Genomic DNA, 25,696 nt, shown 5'->3' with positions numbered 1-25,696 from the left:
CCTTTACTTAGCTTCGTCAGTAGCTTTGGTTTTATCTACCTTAGGTAATACAGAAATGCCTAAGTCAACAAGCGCTTCTGGATTGGCTAAACCTGGTGCAGAAGTTAATGGACATGCCGCAGTTGATGTTTTCGGGAACGCCATAACATCGCGAATAGAATCTGCACCAACCATTAGCATTACCATGCGATCCAATCCAAACGCTAAACCTGCGTGTGGTGGAGCACCGTATTGTAATGCATCTAATAAGAAACCGAACTTCTCTTCAGCTTCTTCATCACTTATACCTAAAAGCTTGAATACTTCAGCTTGCATGTCTTGATTGTGTATACGAACAGAACCACCGCCTAACTCACAGCCATTAAGTACCATGTCGTAAGCATCTGAAATCGCATTAACTGGATTTGCTGCTAATTCCGCTGGTGTCATATTGCTTGGCGCAGTAAATGGATGATGAAGAGGTGTTAATGCTCCACCTTCCAATTCTTCAAACATAGGGAAATCAACAACCCATAACGGTGCCCACTTGTCTTCAACTAAGCCGAAGTCTTCGCCTAGCTTAAGTCTTAACGCACCAAGCGCGTCTGTTACTGTGTTGTAAGTGTCAGAACCGAATAATAAAATGTCACCATCTTTTGCTTCTGAGCGTTCTATAATCTGTGCAGCAACGTCTGCATTTAAGAACTTAACGATTGGTGACTGCAAGCCCTCTAAACCGGCTGCAACATCATTAACTTTAATCCAAGCCATGCCTTTAGCACCATACTTGCCAACAAACTCTGTATAGCCGTCTATTTGTTTACGAGTCATTGCCGCACCGCCTGGTACTTTAATAACCGCAACACGACCTTTTTCGTCATTTGCTGGGCCACTGAAAACTTTAAAATCAACATCTTTTAAAATATCAGCTACATCAACTAGCTCTAGTGGGTTACGTAAGTCTGGCTTATCAGAACCAAAACGACGCATCGCTTCTGCATAAGTCATCGACGGAAACTCGCCAAGATCAACAGACAACAACTCGTTGAATACAGAACGAACCATTTTTTCAGTTAAAGACATTACATCTTTACCAGACATAAACGTCGTTTCAATATCGATTTGAGTAAATTCTGGCTGACGGTCAGCACGCAAGTCTTCGTCACGGAAACATTTTACAATTTGATAATAACGGTCAAAACCAGCAACCATTAACAACTGTTTAAACAGCTGAGGTGACTGTGGTAAAGCAAAAAACTCACCTTTGTGCGTACGACTTGGTACTAAATAGTCACGGGCGCCTTCAGGGGTTGCTTTAGTTAGAATTGGCGTTTCTATGTCTAAAAATGCATTGTCATCAAGAAAACGACGAACGGCACTAGTTACCTTTGAGCGGAACTGAAGTCGCTGATTCATTACAGGACGACGTAAGTCAAGATAACGGTAACGAAGACGAGCTTCTTCTGAGTTTTCTTGATTAAAATCTAATGGTAATGGCGCAGACGCGTTTAAAATAGTTAAATCTTTAACATAAAGTTCAACTTCACCGGTTGCCATGTCTTTATTTACTTGGCTATCAGGACGTGCACGAACAACACCTGTAATCGAGATACAAAATTCATTACGTAATTTGTTTGCAGCATCAAAAATAGCAGTTTCATCTGGATCAATCACGGCTTGCACAACACCTTCACGGTCACGCATATCAATGAAAATTAAGCCACCTAAGTCGCGACGTTTGTTAACCCAACCACATAAAGTGACTTCTTGATCTACTAAACTCTTGTTGAGTTGACCACAATAATGAGAACGCATATTTAACCTATTATTAAAAAGTTGAATTTTGTGACAAGACCAATAGAAATATTGATCTAAAAAGTGGCAGACATTATAAGGATTTGAAAGGCAATGTCACCGATTGAAATCGCCTTTGTGCAAATTAAGTTACGCAAATTGATAACTGTTTTTACCGTTTGCTTTAACAGCGTACATGGCGTCATCGGCTGCTTTAATTAGACTCGTTGCATCATGGCCATTCTGTGGATATCGTGAAATACCAATTGATACACCAATATTGACCGTTGCTCTGGATAAAACAAACGGTGTGCTTAATTCTGAAATAATTTTTTCAGCAACTTTTGTTGCTTGATTCACATCGTCCATGTTAGTGGCCAGCATTACAAATTCATCACCACCAAATCTCGCAACTGTGTCGGAATTTCGTCCCAGCCCCTTTAACCTTTCACTTATCTGAGTAAGTAACTCATCACCAACGTCGTGACCGAAACTGTCATTCACCTGTTTAAAACCATCTAAATCGAGAAACAATATGGCAATATTTTTGTTATTACGAGAATGATGTGACATCGACTGCTTAAGTCTATCTATTAATAGTGAGCGGTTTGGTAATCCTGTCATTGGGTCATGTGACGCTAAATGTCTTAGCTTTTCTTCCGCTTTTTGACGTAATAATATTTCACTTTTTAAACGTCGATTCCATATCAAAACAATTAGAATAATGATTGATGCTATGCCTATCGCGATAGTGATATTACGCCAGTAAATTTCTGCTCTTATACCTGCAAATGCGACCACATCCACTTTATTCCATTTTTTCAGAATATCTTCTATGTCGGTTTCTGACATAGATTGCACAACCTTATCTAAAATTCTGCCTTGAATACTAAGTGGCTTTCTCACCCCAATGTGAGCATTATCACTTCCTAAGTCTTCAAAACCATGAATTTTAAATTGATACAATGAGTTGTCTTGAACGTAATGTGCTGCGATTGTCATTAAATCAAGTATTCCGTCAATAACACCCGCTTTTAACAATTCATTTGCTTCATCAAAATCTTTTACGACATGAATAATAACTTGCGGATGATTATCGTGGATCTCTTTGATTATTTGATAACCTTGTATTATTGCAAGGCGTTTTCCGTAAAACTTTTTTATACTCGATACATTGTCTATAGACTTGTGAGTAACCACTGACCATGGCGTTCGCCAATATGCCGAAGTGAAATATGCAAATGCTCTGCGCTCATCTGACGCTGTTATATTAGCGACAATGTCTACTTTACCACTCGTAAAATCTTCGTAAAGTTCATCCCAAGTTGGATACACCTTAAACTCGTACTCTTGCCCGGTTAGCTTTGTTGCTATAGCGAACATATCGCGACTGATGCCAGAAATTTCACCGTCCTCATTAACAAACTCATAAGGCTTCCAATCTTCGACAATGGCAACGGACATTTTAGGGTTATCTTTTAACCACTTTTTTTCATCTGTACTTAGCGAAAACTGACTTCGACGAGCACCGAAATACCTAGACTGTACGTCACTTATCCAACGATTTTCTATTTCAACAAATTCTTGTTGTGATATCAGATCAAAACCATCGTTAACCTTTTTAATTAAGGATTTGTCGGCTTCACCTACAAGTGAGTATATTTTTGCTTGATATCGAACGTCAGTTACTTGCTGGAATCGCTCTAGAATATTATTTTCTTCTAATCGCAATTTTGTCATTATTGAAGAATTAATAAACCCGCTGATGCGCCCTTCTATTGATGCGTTTATTGCATCATCTAGGTTATCAAAGAAAATAACGTTTATTTTCGGATAAGCGGCTTTAAATTGCTCTTGATACGGAGAGCCAACATACAGCCCTATGTTTTTACCATTTAGTTGCTCAATAGATTTATCAAAATCGTACGTGTCATAAACAAACAGTGTAGACGTTGTTGAATATAAATGTTTAGCGCGCGGCAAGCCTGTATTGGTTGTCATACTCTCGGGGTATCCGATATGAATATTAGTGACCCCCTCTCTTAGCGCATTCATTGACAACTTCGCAGTATTAGGAACAAACTTTATTTTGGTCTTGGTTTTATTCGACCACAATTTCCACATATCAACAAATAAACCGACGGGTTTGCCGTCGGCATTAACGCCCATGAAAGGCTCGGCTCCTACGGACAAACTTAGTAACAAGGTGTCGTCTGGCGATTTAGTAGCTAACCACTTATCATCCAGTGCTTTGCGTTCTTGCTCTGAAATAAGACTAAAGCCTGCATTCAATTTATTAAGTAAATCAATATTACCCTTAGTGACAGCAAGTTGTGTTTTAATCTCACCTATTTTAAAGCTTTTATATGAAGGGAAAAGGTCGTTAATTCTTAAGTGGTCTTCATAACGGAAAACGAAAAAATCATAAGAAACAAACGTTTTAATCTCGCCTCGATAGATTCCCTCAAGCATATCTTGCCAGCTTTCATAATATCTAAAAGACAGTTTAGGATTTTTGTCGAGTAATAATTGGTGAGCGTTAGAGTCAGCTATTGCCCCCATCAAAAACGGCTCTAGTTCTTCAATGCTTGAAATCATCTGCAAATCTTTATGGACATATACATTTACCGGCGCAGAATAGATTTCATGTCCAAAATCATAAATGTCGACTCGATTTGATCGCACAGCCAGCCCAGAGTGAACATCCGCCAACCCACTAGTGACATTCACTAATGAACTCTCCCAGTCAGAAACAACAAACTCAATATCTTGATTGGTCTTTTGAGCCCATAGTTTCCATAAATCCACCACTAAACCAGTAGGCTGGCCTTTATCAACATAATAATATGGAACAAGATCAACTGATGTTGCGACTTTCAAAGGGGGAGTTTTAGTTACCGATATGTCGTTAGCATCAGCATAGTTCGCTACAAAAAAAGCAAATAAAAGAGTAAAGCGCAAAATCCTGGCTAAAAACGACTTCATTGGTGGTAGGAATCTTATTGAGTTATTATTATAATTGTCCGTAATGATGGTAGTTGTAACAAAATTTCACAGCAAAACCAAGTTTAATTTTTCAACGATTTGTTTAAATTCACGGCAGAGTATTGCAAAGTTAGCCCACTAAATAATTAGGTTATATATGCGCGACAACATATACGCGAGCCCTCAAGCAGAAGTAAAAGATTTCACATTTGACCGTTCGGTAGTAGAAGTATTTCCGGACATGATCCAACGCAGCGTCCCAGGATATTCGACTATTGTTAGTTCTATTGGTCAATTAGCCAAACAATATCAACAACCTAACTCTACTATTTATGATCTAGGCTGTTCGTTAGGTGCCGCGACAATTTCTATGCGCAAGTTCGTCGACGCGAAAGCTTGCAATATTATTGGTGTCGATAATAGTGAAGCCATGGTTGAGCGCTGCAGATTACATGTAAACTCATTCAAGTCTGATGTGCCGGTAGAAATTGTCTGTGCTGATATAAAAGACATAGAAATTGCAAATGCATCTGTTGTTGTGATGAATTTTACCTTACAATTCATCCCTCAGGAACAAAGGCTAGATTTATTAAAAAGAATCTACGCTGGATTAAAGCCTGGTGGCATCTTTATTTTGTCTGAAAAGTTTATTTTTGATGATGTGAAAATTAATGATTCTCTCAACGAATTACATCTCGATTTTAAACGTGCTAATGGTTACAGCGAATTAGAGATCAGTCAAAAACGAAGTGCGATTGAAAATGTTATGAAAGTTGATTCATTTCAAGCGCATTTAACTAGATTATCAAACGTGGGTTTTAACCATGTTTCAAGTTGGTATCAATGTTTTAACTTCGGTTCTTTTATTGGTATCAAAAAATAACGTGTGAATTAAAAGTGAATCGCTACACGCATGACTGATATTTTTAACGGCTTCTACGCACAAATAGCTCAAAATCAACTATCTCATTGGTTAGAGTCATTACCAAAACAATTGAACGATTGGCATAGCTCTAATCTGCATGGCGAATATAAGCTATGGATGAAAAATATCGATCTGCTTCCTTGTTTAACACCGGCCAAGATCAACCTGTCTAATCGGGTAGAAGTATTAGGTGCGGAAGCCTTGCCTGAGGGCTTAAAGAAAAAAACCATCCATCACTTAATGCAACTTAAGCCTTGGCGAAAAGGCCCTTATCATATCCACGACATTCATGTAGACACAGAATGGCGCTCTGACTTTAAATGGGAGCGTTTAGCGCCTTATATTTCAGATTTAACGGACCGATTTGTATTAGATGTTGGTTGCGGTAGCGGATACCACTTATGGCGTATGAAAGGTGCTGGGGCTAAATTTGTAGTGGGTATTGATCCAACGCAGTTGTTTTTCGCCCAATTTATGGCTGTTCAACATTTTATTCAAGACCCGACCGTAAACCTTCTACCACTTGGCGTAGATGACTTACCACCACTCAAATCATTTGATACGGTATTTTCAATGGGCGTACTATATCATCGCAAATCACCTATCGACTTTTTACAACAACTCAAAGCGCAGTTGGTAAAAGGTGGAGAACTTATTTTAGAAACACTAATTATTGAAGGTGACGAAAACACGGTTCTTGTTCCTGATGATCGATATGCCAAAATGAGAAACGTTTGGTTTATACCAAGTGCAAAAGCCCTGGAAGGTTGGCTTAAAAAAGTAGGGTTTAGCAATATTCGCCTCGTTAACATAGATCAAACAACCTTAGATGAACAGCGCAAAACAGACTGGATAGATACCGAGTCATTAGAAGACTTCCTAGATCCAAACGACCCCAACAAAACGATTGAGGGTTATCCCGCTCCTCTTCGCGCTATTTTTGTCGCGAACGCTTAAGGAATTACGATGCCTCTTTACCGTCCAAAATCAACTATCGAGCAATGGAGAATTTTACAAGCGGTAGTTGACTTTGGAGGTTATGCTCAGGCGGGTGATGCATTAAACAAAAGCCAATCTAGCCTCAACCACGCAGTTTCTAAATTACAACACACACTAGGTGTTCAACTTCTGGAAGTTAAAGGAAGAAAAGCTTACTTAACTAAAGAAGGTGAAGTAATGCTGCGTCGCTCTCGTCTATTGACCCAAAACGTTGAAGAATTGGAACAGCTTGCTGACAATATGACATCAGGTTGGGAGCCAGAAATAACCATCGCATGTGAAACTATTCATCCCAAAGAAAAACTGTATTCCGCATTAGAAGAGTTTTATCCGCAAGCGCGTGGCACCCGAGTTCGTATTGCCGATGAGGTATTAACGGGCACAAAAGAGCGTATTTTAGAACATAGCGCAGACTTAGTGATTATTGGCGGTGTTATTCCTAAAGGTTATTCGGCTGAAACGTTGGAAACTGTTTCTTTTATCGCATACTGCGGTAAATCACATTCGTTGGCTGAGCGAACGGAAGTTGATATAGAAGAATTAACCCAAGAGCTACAAATTGTTATCAGTGACAGCTCGAAAAAGCCGGAAGAAAGTGGCGGTTGGCTCAAAGCCGAACAACGCTGGACTGTCAGTAACTTTTTTCAAGCTATTGAAATATTGAAGCGCGGAACCGGATTTTGTTGGATACCAACGCATTTGGCAAAACACGAAGTTGAACAAGGAAATATTACACCAATTCAATTAACATCAGCTCGTGAAAAAAGCGTGCTTACACATTTAGTAACACCCACACCGAACCAATTGGGCCCCGGTGCAACATTGTTAAAAAACCTATTTTTAAAGCAGTACCAAGAATGACGGCATACAAGTGAATAAATTTACGATAGTATTTTTCACCGTAGCCATTACCACCCCACTTTTGAGGACATGAAATTGAGCAATAATCAATCATTAAGTTACAAAGACGCTGGTGTAGATATAGACGCAGGCAATGCTCTAGTAGAACGTATTAAAGGCGCTGTAAAACGCACACGACGCCCAGAAGTTATGGGCGGCTTAGGCGGATTTGGCGCACTATGCCAATTACCGACTGGTTACAAAGAGCCTCTTTTAGTCGCAGGTACCGATGGCGTTGGTACAAAATTACGACTCGCTATCGACTTAAAAAAGCATGACACAGTTGGTATTGATTTAGTGGCAATGTGTGTAAATGATCTTATAGTTCAAGGTGCAGAACCTTTATTTTTTCTAGATTATTACGCAACAGGTAAATTAAATGTCGATGTTGCAGCCGATGTAGTTAGTGGCATTGCCGACGGCTGTGAGCTATCTGGATGTTCACTAATTGGTGGTGAAACTGCTGAAATGCCGGGTATGTACGAAGGCGACGACTATGACATGGCTGGTTTTTGTGTTGGTGTTGTTGAAAAATCAAAAGTTATAGATGGCACAAAAGTGAAACCGGGTGATCAACTAATAGCACTGGGTTCATCAGGCCCACATTCAAATGGTTACTCACTAGTTCGTAAAGTAATTGAAGTAGCCAACGCTGATTTATCAGCTGATTTTCATGGCAAACCCCTTGCGGATCACTTAATGGCTCCTACTCAAATTTATGTTAAGCCTGTACTTGAGCTGCTTAAACAGGTTGATGTGCACGCTCTTTCACATATTACTGGTGGTGGTTTTTGGGAAAATATTCCGCGCGTATTACCTGAATTAACAAAAGCGGTTGTCAATGAGTCATCGTGGCAATGGCCTGCTGTATTTGATTGGTTACAAGAAAATGGCAACATAGATCGCCACGAGATGTATCGTACTTTTAACTGTGGCGTAGGAATGATTATTGCTGTTGACGGGAACGATTTAGAGAAAAGTTTGTCAATATTAAAAGACGCCGGTGAAAATGCCTGGCACATTGGTGAAATTCAAAGCGCTTCTGACGCTGAAGAACAAGTAGAAATAATCGAGGCGTAATTAGTGACAGCTAACAAAGCAAGAATAGTCGTGCTGATTTCAGGTAACGGCTCTAACTTACAGGCTATTGTTGATGCATCTGAAGCTGGGAGAATACCTGGCTCAGTTGTTGGAGTTATCTCCAATAAAGCCGATGTATATGGTTTAGAACGAGCTAAATTGCACAACATTGATAATCAAGTGGTTGATCATAAACAGTTTGAAACGAGAGAAGCATACGATGAGGTATTGGCAGCTACGATTGAAAGCTACCAACCCGACGTTGTTATTCTAGCTGGTTTCATGCGCATTCTTACCGCTAAATTTGTTGATACGTTTACAGGACGTTTGGTTAACATACACCCGTCGTTACTACCTAAATATCAAGGCTTGAATACGCACCAACGAGCGCTTGACGCCGGTGACGAAGAGCATGGTTGTAGCGTCCATTTTGTAAACGAACAATTAGATGGTGGTCCTGTCATCTTACAAGCAAAAGTACCTGTATTTAGCGATGATGACGCGGATAGCTTAGCGCAGCGTGTACATGTTCAAGAACACCTCATTTATCCACTTGTTGTTAAATGGCTATGTGAAAAAAGGTTACGTTTACAATCAGATGGCGTATATTTAGACAACTCTCTTTTACCAGAACAAGGTTATGCGAATGATGAATAATGGTCGTACTGCAGTCCTCTCTTCTTTAGTTTTGAGTTGTGTAACACTCATGTCTAGTTTTTTTACTAGTGCCACTGAGGTATCTAACGATACAGTTAAGCACTCTGAAACAATTAAGCCTTTTGTTGCTGTTTATGACATGTATCGACAAGGCGATCGCTTAGGTCAAGGCGAAAGAAGATTAGAAAGACAGGCAAACAACCAATATTCTTTATCACTAGAAAGTGAGCTTAAATGGCTCATTTTCTCGGATAGACGAAAAGAAACTAGCGTATTTTCTGTTCAAGATGAGCAAGTTGTGCCAAGTTCTTATCAATTTAATCGTTCTGGTACTGGCTCTGACGATGAAATCAATATTCTATTCAACAAAGACAATTCATTAGTCATTAATCCCAAAGCAAGGAAAGATGCAGCGCCTGAAACCTGGCAACTGGGATGGCAAGACGAAATGTCATTGCACGCTCAAATTCAGTTAGATTTGATAAACGGTAAAAAGCTATTTGACTACACTGTGGTAACAAATAATGGCAAATTACGTGATTATAATTTTGAAGTTATTGGTGAAGAACTTATAAGTACAGGCTTTGGTCGTTTTAAAGCGGTTAAAATCGCTAGAATTTACGATGACAAAAAGTTTTACGCACAACACGCTTGGTTTATTCCTGAGTTAAACTTTACCCTTGCTCGTTTATGGCGAATGAAAAAAGGTGTTGAGCAATACGACTTAGTCATTAAAAGCTATACCGTCAGTGAATAACGTTTAAAATGGATACTCGTCAACAATTACGAACTCTTATTCGCCAACGTCGTAATTCGTTGAGCGATGAGCAACAGCGCACAGCCTCTTTCGCATTAAGAGATAGACTGTTATCAATTGTAAGTGCTCAACAAACTATCGCGTTATATTTAACTAATGATGGTGAAATTGATACCTCACCTATTATTGATAGCTTAAAAGAGCAAAATACTCGTCTACTATTTCCGGTATTGCATCCGTTTAAAAAAGGTTATTTGAATTTTCAGAGCGTCAATCGAGAAACTCAATGGACGCTAAATAAGTACAAAATCAACGAACCTCAACTAAACTCTATAACAACCACTCCTATTTCCAATATAGACGTTATATTAATGCCACTGGTTGCATTTGACCAACAAGGAAATAGGCTCGGTATGGGTGGTGGCTATTACGACAGAACATTAGCTCAAATCCAATCTTTACCTGCAAAACCTAAATTAATTGGCCTAGCTCATGATTGCCAAGAGGTAGATAGCCTGCCTTACGAAGACTGGGATGTTCCAATTGACGCAATTGTTACCCCAACCCGAATTATTAATGTTTCACCACAAAGACTGAGAACACCATGACTCAAGATGAAATGAAAAAAGCCGCTGCACTTGCAGCTCTCGATTACGTAAAATCAGATTCCATTGTTGGGGTTGGTACAGGCTCAACCGTTAATTATTTTATTGATGGACTTGCTGAAATGAAGCAAAACATCATAGGTGCAGTTTCAAGCTCTGAAGCCTCGACTGCACGATTAAAACAACACGGTATAGAAGTTTTTGACTTAAATAACGTCGCGGATCTTGACATATATGTTGATGGCGCAGATGAGATAAATTCAGATAACGCTATGATAAAAGGCGGTGGCGCCGCGTTAACTCGAGAGAAAATTGTCGCTGCTGTCGCTAAACAGTTTATTTGCATTGTTGATGAGACAAAATTGGTCAGGCATTTAGGCGAGTTCCCGTTACCAGTTGAAGTCATCCCTATGGCGAGAAGTTATGTCGCTCGTGAAATAGTGAAACTTGGTGGTAGCCCTGTTTACCGTGAAGGTGTCGTAACCGACAATGGCAATGTTATTTTAGATGTTTTTGACATGAAAATTGCAGAACCAAGAAAACTTGAAGAACAGCTTAATAATATTGTTGGTGTTGTAACTAATGGATTATTTGCGCATAGAGCCGCTGACCATGTTGTGATTGGAAGTAAGAATGGGGTTGAGAAACGTTAACAAATAGAGTATTAATTCTAATTAACATTTGCCTCGTATAAATTGAACCTCTAAAAATTGGATTCCTAGTATGGAAAATATTTCGCTTGCCAAGCATAAAATCAAAATTTTGTTGTTAGAAGGTCTGCACCCTAGCTCTGAAGAAACACTTAAATCCCAGGGTTATGAGAACATTGAAACACTAAAAACCTCGTTACCTGAAAACGAATTAATCGAAAAAATAAAAGATGTTCATTTTGTTGGTATTCGATCTCGTACCAATCTTAATGCCAATGTTTTAAAACACGCCAATAAGTTAATTGCTATTGGCTGCTTTTGTATTGGTACTAACCAAGTTGATTTAAATGCAGCAAAAGAGAAAGGCATTGCGGTTTTTAATGCGCCATTTTCTAACACTCGATCTGTTGCAGAATTAGTACTGGGCGAAATACTACTTCTTATTCGAGGCATCCCAGAAAAAAGTGCCAAAGCACACCGTGGTATTTGGCAAAAATCAGCTATCGGTTCATTTGAAGCGCGAGGTAAAACTCTCGGCATAATTGGCTACGGTCACATAGGTACTCAGCTTGGTATTATGGCTGAAAACATTGGTATGCGGGTTCAATTTTTTGATATTGAAAACAAATTAACTTTGGGGAATGCAAGCCAAGTTTCTACACTAAATAAATTGCTCCAAAGCTCAGATGTGATTTCTCTTCACGTTCCAGAAACAGCTTCTACACAAAACATGATAGGCGCTGCTCAGCTTGCAAAAATGAAACCCGGTGCAATATTAATTAACGCTTCACGCGGCACTGTTGTTGACTTAGATGCCCTTACAAGTGCATTAAAAGACAAACATATCGGTGGTGCAGCCATTGATGTGTTCCCAATAGAACCAAAGTCAAATGATGAAGAGTTTTTATCGCCTCTTCGTGGTTTAGATAATGTTATTTTGACGCCTCACGTAGGTGGATCTACTCAAGAGGCACAAGAAAATATTGGTATTGAAGTAGCTGGTAAACTCGTTAAGTACTCTGATAATGGCTCTACTTTAAGTGCAGTTAACGTCCCTGAAGTATCGTTACCTGAACATACAGGGCGCAGCAGGATATTGCATATCCACAAAAACCAGCCTGGTGTACTAACAAAAATAAACGAAGCCTTTGCTAAGCACAATATCAATATTGCTGCACAGTACCTGCAAACTGATGAGAAAATCGGTTACGTAGTTATTGATGTTGAGACTGATGATAGTAACACCGCGTTTGATGAATTGAAGTTAATTGAAGGCACTGTAAAAACTCGTTTATTACACTAACCCCTAGTTTATTTAGTTGATAGATATAGGTTCGTGATTACATTCTTCAACAAGCGATAACTTACAGAGTGTCCAATTTTCCTTTTTAAGCCAGTGATTCATTCACTGGCTTTTTAATTTGATATATTTTCTTTACAGACAAATGTTTTACTGTATATTTAAACAGTAACAATAAATTGATTTTCCATAAGCTAGATTTACAGGAGATAGCAATGGCTGTTGAAACTAGATATGTCGTGATCCGAACCGACAAAAGCAATAAGGAACAAGACGTCATGACTTTTACCGACAAACGTGCAGCTGACGAATATGACAAAATGTTAGACATGGCTGATGACATGTTTGAATTGTTGCAGCAAAGCGGAGTTAAGGTCGACGATCAACAAGCCGAAGAGTTAAGTATCTTTCTAGCTAAGCAACGAGAAGATGTGCTTGTTGCGTTGCAAGCGAAAAAGAAACCTGTGGCTAAAAAACCAAAAGCAAAATCAGATAATCAAGCTGACTTAGTAGATACAGCAGATGAGTCGGAAAAAAACGAACAAGCAAATAGTGTAAAAAAGACTGAGAGTGAGTTGCAGTCCGATACTCACTCTGATGAATCTGAGGACAATTTAATTGATTTTGTTATCGAAAAAGACGATGCCGCTTGAAGTCATTTAATTTATCCACATAAAGGTGACATAGCTTATAATGGCAATGTCACTTTTACAGGAGAAATACTTTGAACAAAAGCGTTGTTACCAATGCACTTGCAGCGATAGGCTGTATTGTTGGATTTGGACTTAAATTAGATTGGTTATTTTATTTATCTTTATTTGCACTATCTGGAGCGCTCACTAACTGGATAGCTGTACATATGCTGTTTGAGAAAGTGCCAGGCTTGTATGGTACTGGCATTGTTCAACTCAAGTTTGAAGAGTTTAAGGCTGCTATCCATAACTTAATTATGGAACAGTTTTTTACTCAAGAAAATCTGGACAAGTTTTTGTCTGAAGAAACAGGTGATGCACACCATTTTGATTTAGCACCGCTAATCAAAGAAACCGATATGTCGCCTGCATTTGACTCTTTAGTCACGACAATACAGCAAAGCTCATTTGGTGGCATGTTAAGTATGTTCGGTGGTACTGAGGCATTGGCGCCTTTAAAAGGCCCTTTTGAAGACAATCTTAAACAGTCGATAACGGATATCACCGCGTCTGATGAATTTGCTGAGAAGCTAAAATCTCAATTAGGGAGTTCGTCAAACTTTGGGGATATTAGATCAAAAGTAGACTCAATTGTACAGCAGCGCTTAAATGAGTTAACGCCCAATATGGTCAAAGAGCTTGTTCAGCAAATGATAAAAAGCCACTTAGGCTGGTTAGTTGTTTGGGGTGGTGTTTTTGGTGGCCTAATTGGTTTACTAGCTTATTTTATTGGGTTGTAGGGTTGGTTAAGTTAACTTAATTAAAACAGCGCAATTTGCTTATCAACCATGCGTTCCCAGAATAAATTAGCCAGTCTTTGTGAATACAAATTTAGACTGGCTAATACGTTGTTTTTATTCAATGCAAAACAGCAGAAATTAAATCAACTTCTCTATTCGCTTCACCATTTTTATATCTAGATCGCTAATGCCATCTACATCATGCGTTACAAGATCTATAACAACCTTGTTCCACACATTTGACCATTCAGGGTGATGGATAAGCTTTTCTGCATGAATAGCTACTTGAGTCATAAACCCAAATGCCTGAATAAAGTTTTTAAATACAAACTCTTTGTGAAGTTTTCCATCAACAATTTGCCAATGTTTATCATCGTCTAGTAGTGAGTTTATTTCTAATAATTCCTGAGCTATTTGCTCGCCAGTCAATTTATTTGCAGCCATAACACTCCCCTTTTCACTTATATTTTTATTATATTAGTCTTTCATATGAACTTGCATTCGAGTTAACAAGTCTCCGGTAATCTCAACTGCTTTGCCCGTTTTTTGATCCATTACAACAAACGTAATGTCCGCATCCACGACTACTTTGTCAGTACCTTCTTTGGTAATAACTTGATGGAATACCGCACTTTTATTACCTATTTTTGATAGTGAAGTACTTAATTCTAGTGTGTCGCCCATATAAGCACTGGCTCGATAGTTAATATTGATATTAACGATTGCCCACGCATAACCAAGAGAGGTGAAATACTCAATATCACCACTGTCCTCTAAATATTGCCAACGAGCCTCTTCTAGGAATTCCAAGTAACGAGCGTTATTTACGTGCTGGTAAATATCTAAATGGAAACCACGAACTTTTATTAGACTTGTTTTATTCATCTTTAACTTCCTTATACAACCTTGGCTTTAAATATACGATTACTTGCGACGACGACGTTTTTTCTTCTTACCGTCATCCTCTGCCGCTTTTGCGGCTCGTTCTGCTTCTTTTTCAGCAATAATTACTTTGGCTTCTTCTGCCTGCTCTACAGTCTCTAATGTAATGCGGCCTAATGTACCTGAACGATATTCGTTCAATATTATCTCAGACACCTTATATAGATCGGCAATTCCGCCTTTACGAATACAAGCTCGTTGCTGGGCAATGGCATCCATTACGTCAATAGGTTGTTCTGGTAACTCTTTTAATTGATAGCGATCCACTAGCAATTGAGGATAGTGTTCCATCAAATATTCAATGGCGTAGTAGGCTATGTCTTCTTTTTCGGTAACTGTATCTTTGATACCACCAGTAATGGCTAAACGGTACCCACAGTCTTCAGGCTCTAACTTTGGCCATAAAAACCCTGGTGTGTCGTGTAGTACAATATTATTGTCTAGGCGTATTCGTTGCTGAGCTTTAGTAACACCAGCTTCATTACCGGTTTTAGCAATAATTCGATCAGCTAGAATATTTATTGTTGTCGACTTACCAACATTTGGGATACCGCAGATTAGCGCGCGAAGCAATTTGTCTTGGCTTACTCGATGCGGCACCATTTCAGATATTACTGTAAGCAAATCCTTTACTGATTTAGGATCATGCTGTGTCACCGCTATCGCATCAATACCTCGCTGCGCTTTAAAATGTTGTAACCAAATATCGGTTTGCACAGGATCCGCTAAATCAGACTTATTCAGTACTTTTAACACTGGCGTGTCGCCACGTAGTGCAGGTACTAGCGGATTTTCGCTTGAGAACGGAATGCGAGCATCAAGTATTTCAATGATGACATCAACCTGAGGCATTATCTCGGCAATTTCTTTTCTTGCCTTATGCATATGTCCAGGGAACCAGTTTATTGCCACAAGCAACTCCGTTAATATTTTATGTCTTAATAATGGGCGCATATTCTACCCGTTTGCGAAGTTAGTATAAACGACTTATTTATTTACAAGGTCTTAATTGATACATGTCGTTGAAAAACCGACTTAGTGGACCCACACTTAACTACATAAAACCTACCTACACAGCTTTTAAAATTTATTAAAGTTAAGGACATATTATGAAAACAGCAGTAATTACCGGTGCTAATCGAGGTATAGGATTAGCCATGGCTCAACAATTATCTGAACAAGGTTGGGAAATCATTGGCATTTGTCGTTCTGATTCTGAAGAGCTCGAAGCCATCGCTAGTATGGTAATAAGTGGGATTGACGTGACTCAACCTGAACAGATTCAACAAGTAACAAAAATACTTGGTGGCACTAAGGTTGATTTATTAATCAACAATGCTGGACTACTGCAAGATGAAAAGCTGGGTGAAATTGATTTTGATTCAATCCGTGAGCAATTTGAAATTAATACCATTGCGCCACTTATGGTAACTGAAGCTCTATTACCAAATATGAGTCAAGGTAGTAAAGTTGCGTTAATTACAAGCCGAATGGGCTCTATTAGTGATAATGGTTCAGGTGGTCGTTATGGCTATCGAGCCTCAAAAGCAGCATTAAATGCTTTTGGTAAATCACTAGCAATTGATTTAAAAGACCAAGGCATTGCTGTTGGGCTGCTTCATCCAGGGTACGTGCAAACGCGAATGGTAAACTTTGGTGGCCACATTACACCGGAGGAAGCTGCTGAAGGTTTATTAGCTCGTATCGATGAGTTAAACCTTGAGAATACAGGTGGATTCTGGCACAGCAACGGAGAACAGCTGCCATGGTAATGAGCCTGATGTACTCGATGTTAAGGAAAACCCATTCGGTATCTACTTAATATTTTGAGGTCTTCACCTTAAAAATTCGATACAATGCGCGCAAACGGGCGATGTAAGACATTTCCCACGATTTTTATTTAAATTATTAGGATTTATCATGGTTGTATTAACGACAAATTTTGGCGAAATCAAAATTGAACTTTTTTCTGAAGAAGCACCCGTTACTTCTGAAAACTTTTTAAACTACGTAAAGTCTGGGTTTTATGACGGTACAATCTTCCACCGTGTTATTCCTGGTTTTATGGTACAAGGTGGCGGCATGGCACCTGGCATGGAAGAAAAAGACGGTAACGCTCCGATTCAGAACGAAGCAAACAACGGTCTTAAAAATGAGCGCGGAACGCTTGCAATGGCTCGAACTATGGATCCTCACTCAGCCTCTTCACAATTCTTTATTAATAGTGTCGATAATAGCTTTTTGAACTTTACGAGCGAAAGCTCACAAGGTTGGGGTTATTGTGTATTTGCTAAAGTTGTTGAAGGTATGGATGTGGTAGATAAAATCTCTGAAGTATCTACTGGCCGTTTTGGTATGCACCAAGATGTTCCAAGAGAAGATATCATTATTGAAAAAGCTGAATTCATCGGTTAATCATCAATAATGTCTAGCACTCTTGTTATCGCGGATCTCCACTTGTGTCCAAGCAGACCTGAAATTACGGACTGCTTTTTTCGCTTTTTAAAGGAAAATTTAGACCAACATGACGCCTTATATATTTTAGGTGATTTGTTTGAAGCTTGGATTGGTGACGATGACAAGAGTGACTTTAATTTGTCGGTTGCAGACGCAATCAAAGCCTTTAGTTCAAATACTCCCGTCTATTTTATTCATGGTAATAGAGATTTTTTAATTGGCCATGAGTTTGCAAAGCGCAGCGGGATGAGCCTATTACCTGAAGATTACAAAACGACGTTATATGGTCGTCCTGTTTTATTTATGCATGGTGATCAACTTTGCATTGATGACATTGATTATCAAGCCTTTAGAAAACGCAGTCGCTCATGGTGGTGGAAAAAATTAATGTTGATTTTGCCTCTTAAAAAACGCCAAAAGATTGCCGCTAATATTCGCAAAAAAAGTAAAGAAAGCCAGCAAAACAAATCTATCGATATCATGGATGTGGCCGAGCGAGAAGTGAATCGTGTTATAGACTATTACCAGTGCGAATGGCTTATTCATGGCCATACTCACCGCCCTAATATTCACCAATTAGCTCATAACAAAAAGCGCATGGTCGTGGGCGATTGGTACGAACAAGGCTCTGTTCTGATCATCACCAAAGAAAAAGGCCAGTTATCAACGCTTCCTTTTCATCAAAACGCTAATTAACTGGCCTCCTGTTAGAGTTGCAAGTTAGTCTGCCTTACGTCTCTACGTTTTAAATTTCTCAAGCATAGACTCTAATTTAGCTACAAACTTACCTAAGCTATTTGTAGCTGCAATTGAATCCCTAACATTTTGATCGGTAACTTCAGAGGTTTTGCTAATAGATGATAAGCTTTGCTCGATTTCCTTCGCAATGACTTGTTGCCTTTGTGTTGCTTCTTCAGTTGCAACGTTTTGCTCACTAATTTGCTCTACCGACATACTGATATGATCAAGCGCTGTTTCTAACTTGGCAGACTCTTCAATCGTTTTTAAAGCTTGCTCATCTGAGCGAGTCATAGCTTGAACCGCATTTTGAACGCCACTTTGTAAACTATGAATTGTGCTTTGTATCTCTTCAGTAGAGTCTTGTGTACGTTTTGCCAAACCTCGTACTTCATCAGCTACTACGGCAAAACCACGACCCTGTTCGCCCGCTCGAGCTGCCTCTATTGCGGCATTTAAAGCCAATAGGTTAGTTTGCTCTGCAATACCTTTGATAACGGCAAGAACATCATTAATACTCTCACTCTGTTGTGATAACTTATTAATAACATCTACTGAGTGTTTAATTTCACGACCTAACTCGTCAGTAGCATGTCGAGCATCTGCTAATGTTAATCGTCCCTGTTGGGTTTGTTCTGTCGCGCTATTTAATGAATGCACTACTGTCGCACTATTTTCCGAAACAACAGATACGGCTTCTATTAGTGACTCAATTGCAGAGGTAATTGTTTGTGTATCGCCAAGTTGAGACGCCACCGCTTGACCAGTCTGGTGTGCAAGCTCTTCTACAGATTGAGCTTGATTGGTCACACCATGAGACGCTTCTTGAACTGCCTCAACCAATTGATGGACGTTTTTAGCCATTTGATTAAACGCTTTGATGGCCTCTGCCAATTCATCTTTTGTTCTTACTTTGGCAGAAACTCGTGTATCGCCTTCTGCTAAGCTAGTTGCCACTCGAGTTAAACTTCTTGTGGTGATAGAAATAGACAAACTCATCCCGACAAATAGATACACAACAAGCAACAATGAAACAACAACCAATGTAACTAGAATGTAAAAGTCTTGACGATTATTATCGATACGGGTATTCAAACGTGATTCAAATTCACTGAATAAACCTTCTTTACTTTTATAGTATTTTGTAAGTTCAGCGGCAAAATGTGCTTCAAACTGATTTTTTGTTTGCGTAATTTCGTCAGCAATTACAAATTGTTCTTCTAAGTACATCAACGCATCATTCATAATTGCATCTAGTGTTGCAACATCATTGGTTACGGCTTCTTTTAATGCATCATCTTGATCGCTTACTAAATTTTCTAATTCCGCGATTTTCGGCATTTCAGCAGCCAATTCATCTGACGCTAGACTTAAACTATCGAACGTTGCCGAAGACACCTGCGGCTCACCAATAGCGTACATTGCCAAACCATAGGCCGACAGCAACTGTTTTAGTGCTGCTTGGCGTTTTTCAATAATTAAACGGTTTAGTAAAACAGTATCAATATCAGGATCGTTAGTAAGGCCTTTTATATTCGCCACCAGCGGATAGAGGGTGTTATATTGATCAAGAATTGACATTAAATAAGTCATTTTATCCGTCGGCGAACGCCAAACCGCTGAGCCTATTGTGCTGGTTTTCTCAAGAATTGTTTTTTTGATTTCGTTAATCTGAGTTTGTACTTGTTCTAAGTCTTGCTCTTCAAATGCATCAGCAACATTTAACGCATTTAATTGATCAACATAAGCTTTTATTCGTTTAGTTTGATCTTGTGGAATCGTTTGACCCGAGCGCCAATGCATATCGCTAGCAATCAAGGCGACTAATTTTTGCTGTTGTGCATCAATTTGTTTGATATATGACACAGCCTGCAACTCGTTTTCACTGTGAACTATCTCAGTTTTTACTAGGTTTACGTATTTATTCGCCAAAATAATAAAAGGCACGAAAAATAAAATGACGATAAGGGTAAATTTGTGCCCAAATCGTAACTGGTTCATAAAAGATGTAGCGGGTCTAAACAAAATTTTAAACATAAGGCTCGTATTCTTTCTTTTTGTTATTATGAATATAGAAGTTATATTGCAGAACGTCTAAATAATTAAGTCATTCTGATTAACGAACTTTTATCGGAATTATTACCTATTTCTTTAACATTTAACCACATTAAAGTGTTTTTTTGTTAACTTTAACTGAACTAGAAGAGCTAGAGGCTCACCTTTGGATACTAAACACACAATTGAACCAATAGGTTACATACAAACGCCTTTTAAAGAAAAATTTGGTATACCTCGACAACCTAATTTGTGCGCGGCTAAAGGGACCATTGTACTTAACGAAACTTTGTTCTCAGCTGATTCGGTGAATGGATTGCTTTCTCATTCCCATATTTGGTTGCTGTTTTTGTTTGACCAGAATATAGAAAAAGGCTGGAAAGAGACTGTTCGCCCTCCTCGCTTAGGTGGTAATAAGAAAGTTGGAGTATTTGCGACTCGTTCAACTTTTAGACCAAATGCAATCGGAATGTCAGTCGTTAAATTATTGAGCGTTGAACAAGTAGATAAACAGCTGCATATTGGGGTGCAAGGTGTCGACTTAGTTAATAATACGCCTATTGTTGATATTAAGCCTTACATACCCTATTCAGATGCCATCATTGATGCAACGTCAAGCTTGGCCAATAACGAACCATTACAAACGTTAAATGTGGTTTTTTCACTTGATGCTGAAGCCTCGTTAAAAAATCTCAAAATAAAAGATGAAACTAGAAAACTAATTGTCGATGTGTTGTCGCAAGATCCCAGGCCGTCATATAAAAAGAATAAACTTGATTCCAAAATATATGGCATCACATTAGAAAATATAAATATTACGTGGCAAGTGACTAACGAAATTTGTGAGGTGGTGGATGTTAAAGCAATTTAACGTATTTATATTTATTGTACTTGGCTCTATATTAAGCTCGGTATCGGCCAACTCCCAGACGGCTCCCTTTATCAATGCTCAAACTACGCCTACAAACGACCTCGTCATATCTAATGATATAGATGTGACGAATGATGCTGGTGAGCCTAGTGAGCGTAAAAAGAACGAGGATCTGTTTGTTCTTCCCCCTTTACCGAAACCTACAACAGCTAACGCATCTGTCACTGTGACTACTAATAGCACCACTTTTGTTTATAGCTTTATGGGCCTTGAACAAACCGATAAAGGCTTAGACGTTAGTAGTCAAGCTTGGAAACTGGACTTATCAGATACTCCCCTGCAATGGAAAACAATTTCAGCGGTACCTACAATTCAAAAACAAAAAGGTCGTTTTGCAACAACGGCTACAACTTTAGATAATATTATTTATCTACTTGGTGGTTACAGCACCAATAGCGTAACTCGCCCTAAACTTACACCCAATTTACAAAACATTACCGACTTTTATAGTTATGACCCCGTAAATGATACTTATCAACATCTAGCAGACATGCCTGTACCTGTGGACGATACCGTTATTCTTCCATACCAAAGTCGCTACTTGTACGTAATATCAGGTTGGCATAAAGACGGTGCGGTTAATTTGGTGCAAGTGTTCGACACACACAAAAACAGTTGGTTTCAGGCTAGTCCATTATTAGGCAATGGTCGTTTTGGTCATGCAGCAGGCATAATAGATAATCAAATTGTACTTTGCGATGGGATGGAGCAAACGCCACAATTAGCTTCAGCACCAGCTCTTAATATAAAAGCCTCATGTTTATTAGGTGAAATAAACGCCATGGACCCAAGTAAAATTACCTGGTTTCAATGGGTGCACCCTACAGACTCTGGTCGCTTTCGTATGGCAGCGTTTTCTGACGTCGATCGTGGCTCTATAAGTTTTATAGGTGGCTCAACAAAACCGTATGATGTTAATGGCACGATCAATGGCGGTAAATTAGCAGAGCCGAACGCTGAAATTTGGACTTACCATGCAGATAAACGCAGTTGGAGTATTACTGAGTCAAGCAACCCAGTCTTTGATATTAAAAACGTTGTAAAATTAAATAACCAACTCCTAACGATAGGTGGCCGCGAGTCTACTGGTATTTCCAATAAAGTCTTGAATCATAGTGAGCGTTAAATATGGCAATGCACTAATTTCATGGTTTTAGTTAGTTTTTAAATTGAGGTTGAAACTTAAATTTACTTTGACCGGCTACTGCCAGTCCCAGCTAATATTCGATAATAACTTGCACGAGTCACATTTAAAATCAAACAAACCAAATAAGGGTTCAAGCTCTTGCTCTGCGTGTTCATTAGCAGCCCCAACTCGCCAATGACTATCACAACTTGGGCAGCGTCTTGTTGTTTCTTGCTCAAAGCTGTCACCACCAACACGGTATAAATATTGAAAACATGGTCTAGCCGTTACCAACTCTATTTGGTCTAGCAGCTCTCTTCCGATTATCGACAACTGACTATTGGGTAACGAGAGTTGTTCTAACATTAAGGTTTCGACATCTGACATTTCATTCATTTGTAATTGGTCGCATGCAGCCTGACTTTCTTGCCATTTTATTAATGGTTTGCGGACCACCTCGGGCAATTTATACAAGGGAATTGGCATGAAATGTTCGCTACAACGAATTGGTGAGCAAGACTGTACAAAAGTAGAATAAAGAATGTAACCCTTGGGTGATTGGCAAACATCGGTAAAGTCTGACTGACTTTCTAAACCGGTAACCTCAGTGTATGGCCCTGCGATGCCTAAGTCTTTTAACTCAGCGATAATTTCGGCTATTGTCGGCGTAAAATACTTAGGGTCCATAGCGTCTTGTTCTGGACATACTAAATGGCAAATAAATGCTTGATTAGTTAAAGTGAGAGCAAACTCACGCCCCAATATTTGACCGTTATACCTGAGTTCATCTAATAACTCAGAGATGACAGTTTGAGCTTGTTCAAGCGACATTTCTCGCTGACAAATAAATTTAACTTGGCAGACAACCATTAATTCGCCTTTTATTTTGTATTAGTTATTTAATCCGATGCATTTGATTGCTAGAATCCTTGCCCATTCTAGCCCATTTTTGTGGCAACTAATTAAGTAAATTTAATACGAGAGCAGAATCCAATGCGTACCAGTGATTATATTATCGCAACATTAAAAGAAACGCCGTCCGATGCTGAGGTCATTAGCCACCAGCTAATGTTACGTGCCGGCATGATCCGAAAGTTAGCATCTGGATTGTACACTTGGTTACCGACAGGCTTAAAAGTCGTGCGTAAAGTTGAACAAGTTGTTCGTGAAGAACTTGAGAAAGCCGGCGCAATTGAAATGTTAATGCCTGTTGTACAGCCTGCTGATTTATGGGAAGAGTCAGGTCGTTGGCAGGAGTACGGCCCTGAGTTGCTACGTATTAAAGATCGTCACAATCGTGACTTTGCGTTAGGGCCAACGCATGAAGAAGTGGTTACGGAATTTGTAAGAAAAGAAATAAATAGCTACAAACAGCTTCCGTTAAACCTTTATCAAATTCAAACTAAGTTTCGTGATGAAGTGAGACCTCGCTTTGGCGTTATGCGTTCTCGCGAATTTATCATGAAAGATGCGTATTCTTTTCACCTTACAAAAGAGTGCTTGCAACAGACTTATGATCGCATGCATAAAGCCTACTGTAATATCTTTGAACGCTTAGGTTTAGATTATCGTCCAGTATTAGCTGACACTGGTTCAATTGGTGGCGATGCATCACACGAGTTTCATGTATTAGCAGAATCAGGCGAAGATGCCATTGCCTTCTCAACAGTAAGTCAATACGCAGCAAATGTTGAAAAAGCTGAAGCTGTTGCACTTAAAGCTGTGGCTGATGCACCTACCCTAGAAAAAACACTTGTTGATACACCAAATACAAAAACAATTGCCGATTTAGTTGCTAACTTTGATGTAAAAATTGAACATACTTTAAAAACGTTAGTGGTAAAAGCATCTGATGCCGTTGATAGTGATTTTGTAGCATTAGTGCTTCGTGGTGATCACGAACTTAATGAAATCAAAGCAGAAAACTTAGCAGAAGTTTTTGAGCCATTAACCATGGCTAGCGAAGAAGATATTGTGAAAGTAATGGGTGCAGCACCTGGTTCATTAGGTCCAGTTAACAGCCCTATTCCTGTTATTGTTGACAGAACTGCAGCAGTAACATCTGACTTTGCCGTTGGTGCTAATGAAGATGGTAAACATTACTTTGGCGTTAACTGGTCTCGTGACCTTGAGTTAGGCGAAGTGGCTGACATTCGTAATGTTGTTGAAGGTGATCCTAGTCCTTGTGGTGAAGGAACATTAACCATTAAACGTGGTATTGAAGTAGGACACATTTTCCAACTAGGTACTAAATACTCAAAAGCGATGAACGCAGGTGTATTAACCGAGTCAGGTAAACATCAAGTTCTAGAAATGGGTTGTTATGGTATTGGTATTACGCGTATTGTGGCTTCAGCAATTGAACAAAATCATGATAAATTTGGTATCAAGTGGCCTGCAGCATTAGCTCCATTCAGTGTTGCAATTGTACCTATGAATATGCACAAATCTCACCGCATTCCAGCCATCGCTGAGGCCGTGTATGAAAAGCTAAAAGCAGCGGGTGTTGAAGTTTTATTTGATGATCGTAAAGAGCGCCCTGGCGTTATGTTCAACGATATGGAGCTGATTGGTATTCCGCATCAAATCGTTATTGGTGAACGCAACTTAGATAACAATCAAATTGAATATAAAAATCGTCACACTGGTGAGAAAGCACTTCTGTCGGTTGATGAAGCCGTCGATTTTGTGCTGAAGCAAATAAAAGCGTAATTGAAGTACGCAGGATTAATATGAAATTATCATTAAACAACATTAGCCAAGTTGATTGGCAAAAGATGGGCGACTTAGTTCCAGCTATTGTTCAAGATGCAACAAGTGGCACTTTGTTAATGCAAGGCTACATGAACAAAGTAGCCTTAGAAACAACCTTTGAGAAAGGTTTAGTTACTTTCTTTAGTCGCAGTAAACAACGCTTATGGACCAAAGGTGAAACATCAGACAACACCTTAGAGCTTGTCAGCGCGCACGTAGACTGTGATAACGACAGTATTCTTGTCTTGGCTAACCCAAATGGACCAACGTGCCATACAGGCACTGAGAGTTGCTGGCAAAATAGCGAGGCCACACCGTCTGTTGGGTTTATTGCCGATCTGGAGCGTGTTATTGCCAGTCGTAAAGGTGCAGATGCAGACTCATCCTATACAGCTTCACTTTACGCAAGTGGCATTAAACGTATCGCACAAAAAGTAGGTGAAGAAGGTGTAGAGACAGCGCTTGCTGCAACTGTTAAAGACCTTGAAGAGTTAAAAAATGAAAGTGCTGACTTGCTTTATCATTTGTTGGTATTGCTGCAAGCAAGTGATTTGTCGTTAAACGATGTTATAGACGTACTTAAAAAGCGTCATCAAAAGTAGCGTATTAACAAAAAGGTTATCACTTTTC

25 protein-coding genes are annotated in these 25,696 nt (G+C 39.2%); 18 read left to right on the top strand and 7 right to left on the bottom strand.

All coding sequences use genetic code 11. The features are described from left to right. Window positions 1-3: 3 nt before the first annotated feature. The gene (aspS, locus tag ACZ1GV_RS03880; protein ID WP_472675319.1) at window positions 4-1,794 is read right to left on the bottom strand and encodes an aspartate--tRNA ligase; all 1,791 of its coding nucleotides are present in this window, start codon (window positions 1,792-1,794) and stop codon (window positions 4-6) included. A gap of 129 nt (window positions 1,795-1,923) precedes the next feature. Continuing rightward, window positions 1,924-4,758 carry a diguanylate cyclase domain-containing protein gene (locus tag ACZ1GV_RS03875; protein ID WP_472675318.1) on the bottom strand — a complete coding sequence of 945 codons (2,835 nt, stop codon included), beginning with the start codon at window positions 4,756-4,758 and terminating at the stop codon, window positions 1,924-1,926. A 157-nt stretch (window positions 4,759-4,915) separates the two neighbouring features. On the opposite strand from ACZ1GV_RS03875, the gene cmoA reads away from it, so the two are divergent. The 11 genes from cmoA to ACZ1GV_RS03820 all read left to right on the top strand — a co-directional run bounded on the left by cmoA (window position 4,916) and on the right by ACZ1GV_RS03820 (window position 14,063). After that, on the top strand, window positions 4,916-5,641 hold the full coding sequence (gene cmoA / locus ACZ1GV_RS03870) for a carboxy-S-adenosyl-L-methionine synthase CmoA (RefSeq protein ID WP_472675317.1): 726 nt from the start codon (window positions 4,916-4,918) through the stop codon (window positions 5,639-5,641). 30 nt (window positions 5,642-5,671) lie between these two features. Next, entirely contained in the window at window positions 5,672-6,640 is a 969-nt protein-coding gene (gene cmoB, locus ACZ1GV_RS03865; protein ID WP_472675316.1) for a tRNA 5-methoxyuridine(34)/uridine 5-oxyacetic acid(34) synthase CmoB, read from the top strand. Window positions 6,641-6,649: 9 nt separating this feature from the next. Continuing rightward, window positions 6,650-7,543, top strand: a complete 894-nt coding sequence (locus ACZ1GV_RS03860; protein WP_472675315.1) for a LysR family transcriptional regulator — start codon at window positions 6,650-6,652, stop codon at window positions 7,541-7,543. A 75-nt stretch (window positions 7,544-7,618) separates the two neighbouring features. Continuing rightward, window positions 7,619-8,662, top strand: coding sequence for a phosphoribosylformylglycinamidine cyclo-ligase (purM, locus tag ACZ1GV_RS03855; RefSeq protein ID WP_472675314.1), 1,044 nt, complete (start codon window positions 7,619-7,621; stop codon window positions 8,660-8,662). Between the two features lie 3 nt (window positions 8,663-8,665). Further along, the gene (gene purN, locus ACZ1GV_RS03850) at window positions 8,666-9,319 is read left to right on the top strand and encodes a phosphoribosylglycinamide formyltransferase (RefSeq protein ID WP_472675313.1); all 654 of its coding nucleotides are present in this window, start codon (window positions 8,666-8,668) and stop codon (window positions 9,317-9,319) included. Continuing rightward, the gene (locus ACZ1GV_RS03845) at window positions 9,309-10,076 is read left to right on the top strand and encodes a DUF3108 domain-containing protein (RefSeq protein WP_472675312.1); all 768 of its coding nucleotides are present in this window, start codon (window positions 9,309-9,311) and stop codon (window positions 10,074-10,076) included. Before purN ends, ACZ1GV_RS03845 begins: the two co-directional genes overlap by 11 nt. Window positions 10,077-10,084: 8 nt before the next feature. Further along, window positions 10,085-10,684 carry a 5-formyltetrahydrofolate cyclo-ligase gene (locus ACZ1GV_RS03840; RefSeq protein ID WP_472675311.1) on the top strand — a complete coding sequence of 200 codons (600 nt, stop codon included), beginning with the start codon at window positions 10,085-10,087 and terminating at the stop codon, window positions 10,682-10,684. Next, window positions 10,681-11,334 (top strand): ribose-5-phosphate isomerase RpiA, encoded by a 654-nt coding sequence (gene rpiA, locus ACZ1GV_RS03835; protein WP_472675310.1) that lies wholly within the window; start codon window positions 10,681-10,683, stop codon window positions 11,332-11,334. Before ACZ1GV_RS03840 ends, rpiA begins: the two co-directional genes overlap by 4 nt. Window positions 11,335-11,404: 70 nt before the next feature. After that, entirely contained in the window at window positions 11,405-12,634 is a 1,230-nt protein-coding gene (serA, locus tag ACZ1GV_RS03830; protein WP_210559914.1) for a phosphoglycerate dehydrogenase, read from the top strand. A 212-nt stretch (window positions 12,635-12,846) separates the two neighbouring features. Next, window positions 12,847-13,284: a YebG family protein gene (locus tag ACZ1GV_RS03825; protein ID WP_472675309.1), complete on the top strand. Its 438-nt coding sequence runs from the start codon at window positions 12,847-12,849 to the stop codon at window positions 13,282-13,284. Window positions 13,285-13,355: 71 nt separating this feature from the next. Then, window positions 13,356-14,063: a DUF445 domain-containing protein gene (locus tag ACZ1GV_RS03820; protein WP_472675308.1), complete on the top strand. Its 708-nt coding sequence runs from the start codon at window positions 13,356-13,358 to the stop codon at window positions 14,061-14,063. A 138-nt stretch (window positions 14,064-14,201) separates the two neighbouring features. Here ACZ1GV_RS03820 and ACZ1GV_RS03815 read toward each other — a convergent pair whose 3' ends face one another. The 3 genes from ACZ1GV_RS03815 to ylqF are packed head-to-tail and all read right to left on the bottom strand — an operon-like array spanning window position 14,202 to window position 15,917. After that, window positions 14,202-14,507 carry a 4a-hydroxytetrahydrobiopterin dehydratase gene (locus ACZ1GV_RS03815; RefSeq protein WP_472675307.1) on the bottom strand — a complete coding sequence of 102 codons (306 nt, stop codon included), beginning with the start codon at window positions 14,505-14,507 and terminating at the stop codon, window positions 14,202-14,204. A gap of 33 nt (window positions 14,508-14,540) precedes the next feature. Beyond that, window positions 14,541-14,948, bottom strand: a complete 408-nt coding sequence (locus tag ACZ1GV_RS03810; RefSeq protein WP_472675306.1) for an acyl-CoA thioesterase — start codon at window positions 14,946-14,948, stop codon at window positions 14,541-14,543. A gap of 39 nt (window positions 14,949-14,987) precedes the next feature. After that, on the bottom strand, window positions 14,988-15,917 hold the full coding sequence (gene ylqF / locus ACZ1GV_RS03805; protein WP_472675862.1) for a ribosome biogenesis GTPase YlqF: 930 nt from the start codon (window positions 15,915-15,917) through the stop codon (window positions 14,988-14,990). A gap of 197 nt (window positions 15,918-16,114) precedes the next feature. Between ylqF and ACZ1GV_RS03800 the strand changes: the two genes are divergently transcribed. From ACZ1GV_RS03800 to ACZ1GV_RS03790, 3 genes are all read left to right on the top strand, one after another. Continuing rightward, window positions 16,115-16,777 (top strand): SDR family oxidoreductase, encoded by a 663-nt coding sequence (locus ACZ1GV_RS03800; RefSeq protein WP_472675305.1) that lies wholly within the window; start codon window positions 16,115-16,117, stop codon window positions 16,775-16,777. Window positions 16,778-16,925: 148 nt separating this feature from the next. After that, complete coding sequence (locus ACZ1GV_RS03795; protein ID WP_472675304.1) at window positions 16,926-17,420, top strand: peptidylprolyl isomerase; 495 nt, start codon at window positions 16,926-16,928, stop codon at window positions 17,418-17,420. A 9-nt stretch (window positions 17,421-17,429) separates the two neighbouring features. Then, window positions 17,430-18,158, top strand: coding sequence for a UDP-2,3-diacylglucosamine diphosphatase (locus ACZ1GV_RS03790; RefSeq protein ID WP_472675303.1), 729 nt, complete (start codon window positions 17,430-17,432; stop codon window positions 18,156-18,158). 42 nt (window positions 18,159-18,200) lie between these two features. Here the strand turns inward: ACZ1GV_RS03790 and ACZ1GV_RS03785 are convergent, their stop codons facing one another. Further along, on the bottom strand, window positions 18,201-20,237 hold the full coding sequence (locus tag ACZ1GV_RS03785; protein WP_472675302.1) for a methyl-accepting chemotaxis protein: 2,037 nt from the start codon (window positions 20,235-20,237) through the stop codon (window positions 18,201-18,203). A 184-nt stretch (window positions 20,238-20,421) separates the two neighbouring features. Here ACZ1GV_RS03785 and tsaA point away from each other — a divergent pair, with 184 nt between their 5' ends. Next, the gene (gene tsaA, locus ACZ1GV_RS03780; RefSeq protein ID WP_472675301.1) at window positions 20,422-21,126 is read left to right on the top strand and encodes a tRNA (N6-threonylcarbamoyladenosine(37)-N6)-methyltransferase TrmO; all 705 of its coding nucleotides are present in this window, start codon (window positions 20,422-20,424) and stop codon (window positions 21,124-21,126) included. Next, entirely contained in the window at window positions 21,110-22,312 is a 1,203-nt protein-coding gene (locus ACZ1GV_RS03775) for a Kelch repeat-containing protein (protein WP_472675300.1), read from the top strand. The genes tsaA and ACZ1GV_RS03775 overlap by 17 nt, the downstream gene beginning before the upstream one ends. A 75-nt stretch (window positions 22,313-22,387) precedes the next feature. Here ACZ1GV_RS03775 and ACZ1GV_RS03770 read toward each other — a convergent pair whose 3' ends face one another. Next, window positions 22,388-23,182, bottom strand: a complete 795-nt coding sequence (locus tag ACZ1GV_RS03770; protein WP_472675299.1) for a DUF2310 family Zn-ribbon-containing protein — start codon at window positions 23,180-23,182, stop codon at window positions 22,388-22,390. A gap of 123 nt (window positions 23,183-23,305) precedes the next feature. On the opposite strand from ACZ1GV_RS03770, the gene ACZ1GV_RS03765 reads away from it, so the two are divergent. After that, complete coding sequence (locus ACZ1GV_RS03765) at window positions 23,306-25,024, top strand: proline--tRNA ligase (RefSeq protein WP_472675298.1); 1,719 nt, start codon at window positions 23,306-23,308, stop codon at window positions 25,022-25,024. Between the two features lie 20 nt (window positions 25,025-25,044). Beyond that, on the top strand, window positions 25,045-25,668 hold the full coding sequence (gene hisIE / locus ACZ1GV_RS03760) for a bifunctional phosphoribosyl-AMP cyclohydrolase/phosphoribosyl-ATP diphosphatase HisIE (RefSeq protein WP_472675297.1): 624 nt from the start codon (window positions 25,045-25,047) through the stop codon (window positions 25,666-25,668). Window positions 25,669-25,696: the final 28 nt, after the last annotated feature.

It is taken from the genome of Psychrosphaera sp. HA2-10, from assembly GCF_055693745.1.
This window is presented reverse-complemented; position numbering and strand designations above follow the sequence as displayed.

Excerpts from the sequence above, each read along its gene's own strand:
- serA (WP_210559914.1), top strand. The coding sequence starts at position 11,405 with ATGGAAAATATTTCGCTTGCCAAGCATAAAATCAAAATTTTGTTGTTA.
- ACZ1GV_RS03825 (WP_472675309.1), top strand. The coding sequence starts at position 12,847 with ATGGCTGTTGAAACTAGATATGTCGTGATCCGAACCGACAAAAGCAAT.
- cmoA (WP_472675317.1), top strand. The coding sequence starts at position 4,916 with ATGCGCGACAACATATACGCGAGCCCTCAAGCAGAAGTAAAAGATTTC.
- ACZ1GV_RS03810 (WP_472675306.1), bottom strand. The coding sequence starts at position 14,948 with ATGAATAAAACAAGTCTAATAAAAGTTCGTGGTTTCCATTTAGATATT.
- ACZ1GV_RS03765 (WP_472675298.1), top strand. The coding sequence starts at position 23,306 with ATGCGTACCAGTGATTATATTATCGCAACATTAAAAGAAACGCCGTCC.
- ACZ1GV_RS03875 (WP_472675318.1), bottom strand. The coding sequence starts at position 4,758 with ATGAAGTCGTTTTTAGCCAGGATTTTGCGCTTTACTCTTTTATTTGCT.
- ACZ1GV_RS03790 (WP_472675303.1), top strand. The coding sequence starts at position 17,430 with ATGTCTAGCACTCTTGTTATCGCGGATCTCCACTTGTGTCCAAGCAGA.
- ACZ1GV_RS03775 (WP_472675300.1), top strand. The coding sequence starts at position 21,110 with ATGTTAAAGCAATTTAACGTATTTATATTTATTGTACTTGGCTCTATA.
- ACZ1GV_RS03770 (WP_472675299.1), bottom strand. The coding sequence starts at position 23,182 with ATGGTTGTCTGCCAAGTTAAATTTATTTGTCAGCGAGAAATGTCGCTT.
- ACZ1GV_RS03840 (WP_472675311.1), top strand. The coding sequence starts at position 10,085 with ATGGATACTCGTCAACAATTACGAACTCTTATTCGCCAACGTCGTAAT.
- aspS (WP_472675319.1), bottom strand. The coding sequence starts at position 1,794 with ATGCGTTCTCATTATTGTGGTCAACTCAACAAGAGTTTAGTAGATCAA.
- ACZ1GV_RS03815 (WP_472675307.1), bottom strand. The coding sequence starts at position 14,507 with ATGGCTGCAAATAAATTGACTGGCGAGCAAATAGCTCAGGAATTATTA.
- ACZ1GV_RS03845 (WP_472675312.1), top strand. The coding sequence starts at position 9,309 with ATGATGAATAATGGTCGTACTGCAGTCCTCTCTTCTTTAGTTTTGAGT.
- rpiA (WP_472675310.1), top strand. The coding sequence starts at position 10,681 with ATGACTCAAGATGAAATGAAAAAAGCCGCTGCACTTGCAGCTCTCGAT.
- ACZ1GV_RS03785 (WP_472675302.1), bottom strand. The coding sequence starts at position 20,237 with ATGTTTAAAATTTTGTTTAGACCCGCTACATCTTTTATGAACCAGTTA.
- ACZ1GV_RS03860 (WP_472675315.1), top strand. The coding sequence starts at position 6,650 with ATGCCTCTTTACCGTCCAAAATCAACTATCGAGCAATGGAGAATTTTA.
- ACZ1GV_RS03800 (WP_472675305.1), top strand. The coding sequence starts at position 16,115 with ATGAAAACAGCAGTAATTACCGGTGCTAATCGAGGTATAGGATTAGCC.
- ACZ1GV_RS03795 (WP_472675304.1), top strand. The coding sequence starts at position 16,926 with ATGGTTGTATTAACGACAAATTTTGGCGAAATCAAAATTGAACTTTTT.
- cmoB (WP_472675316.1), top strand. The coding sequence starts at position 5,672 with ATGACTGATATTTTTAACGGCTTCTACGCACAAATAGCTCAAAATCAA.
- hisIE (WP_472675297.1), top strand. The coding sequence starts at position 25,045 with ATGAAATTATCATTAAACAACATTAGCCAAGTTGATTGGCAAAAGATG.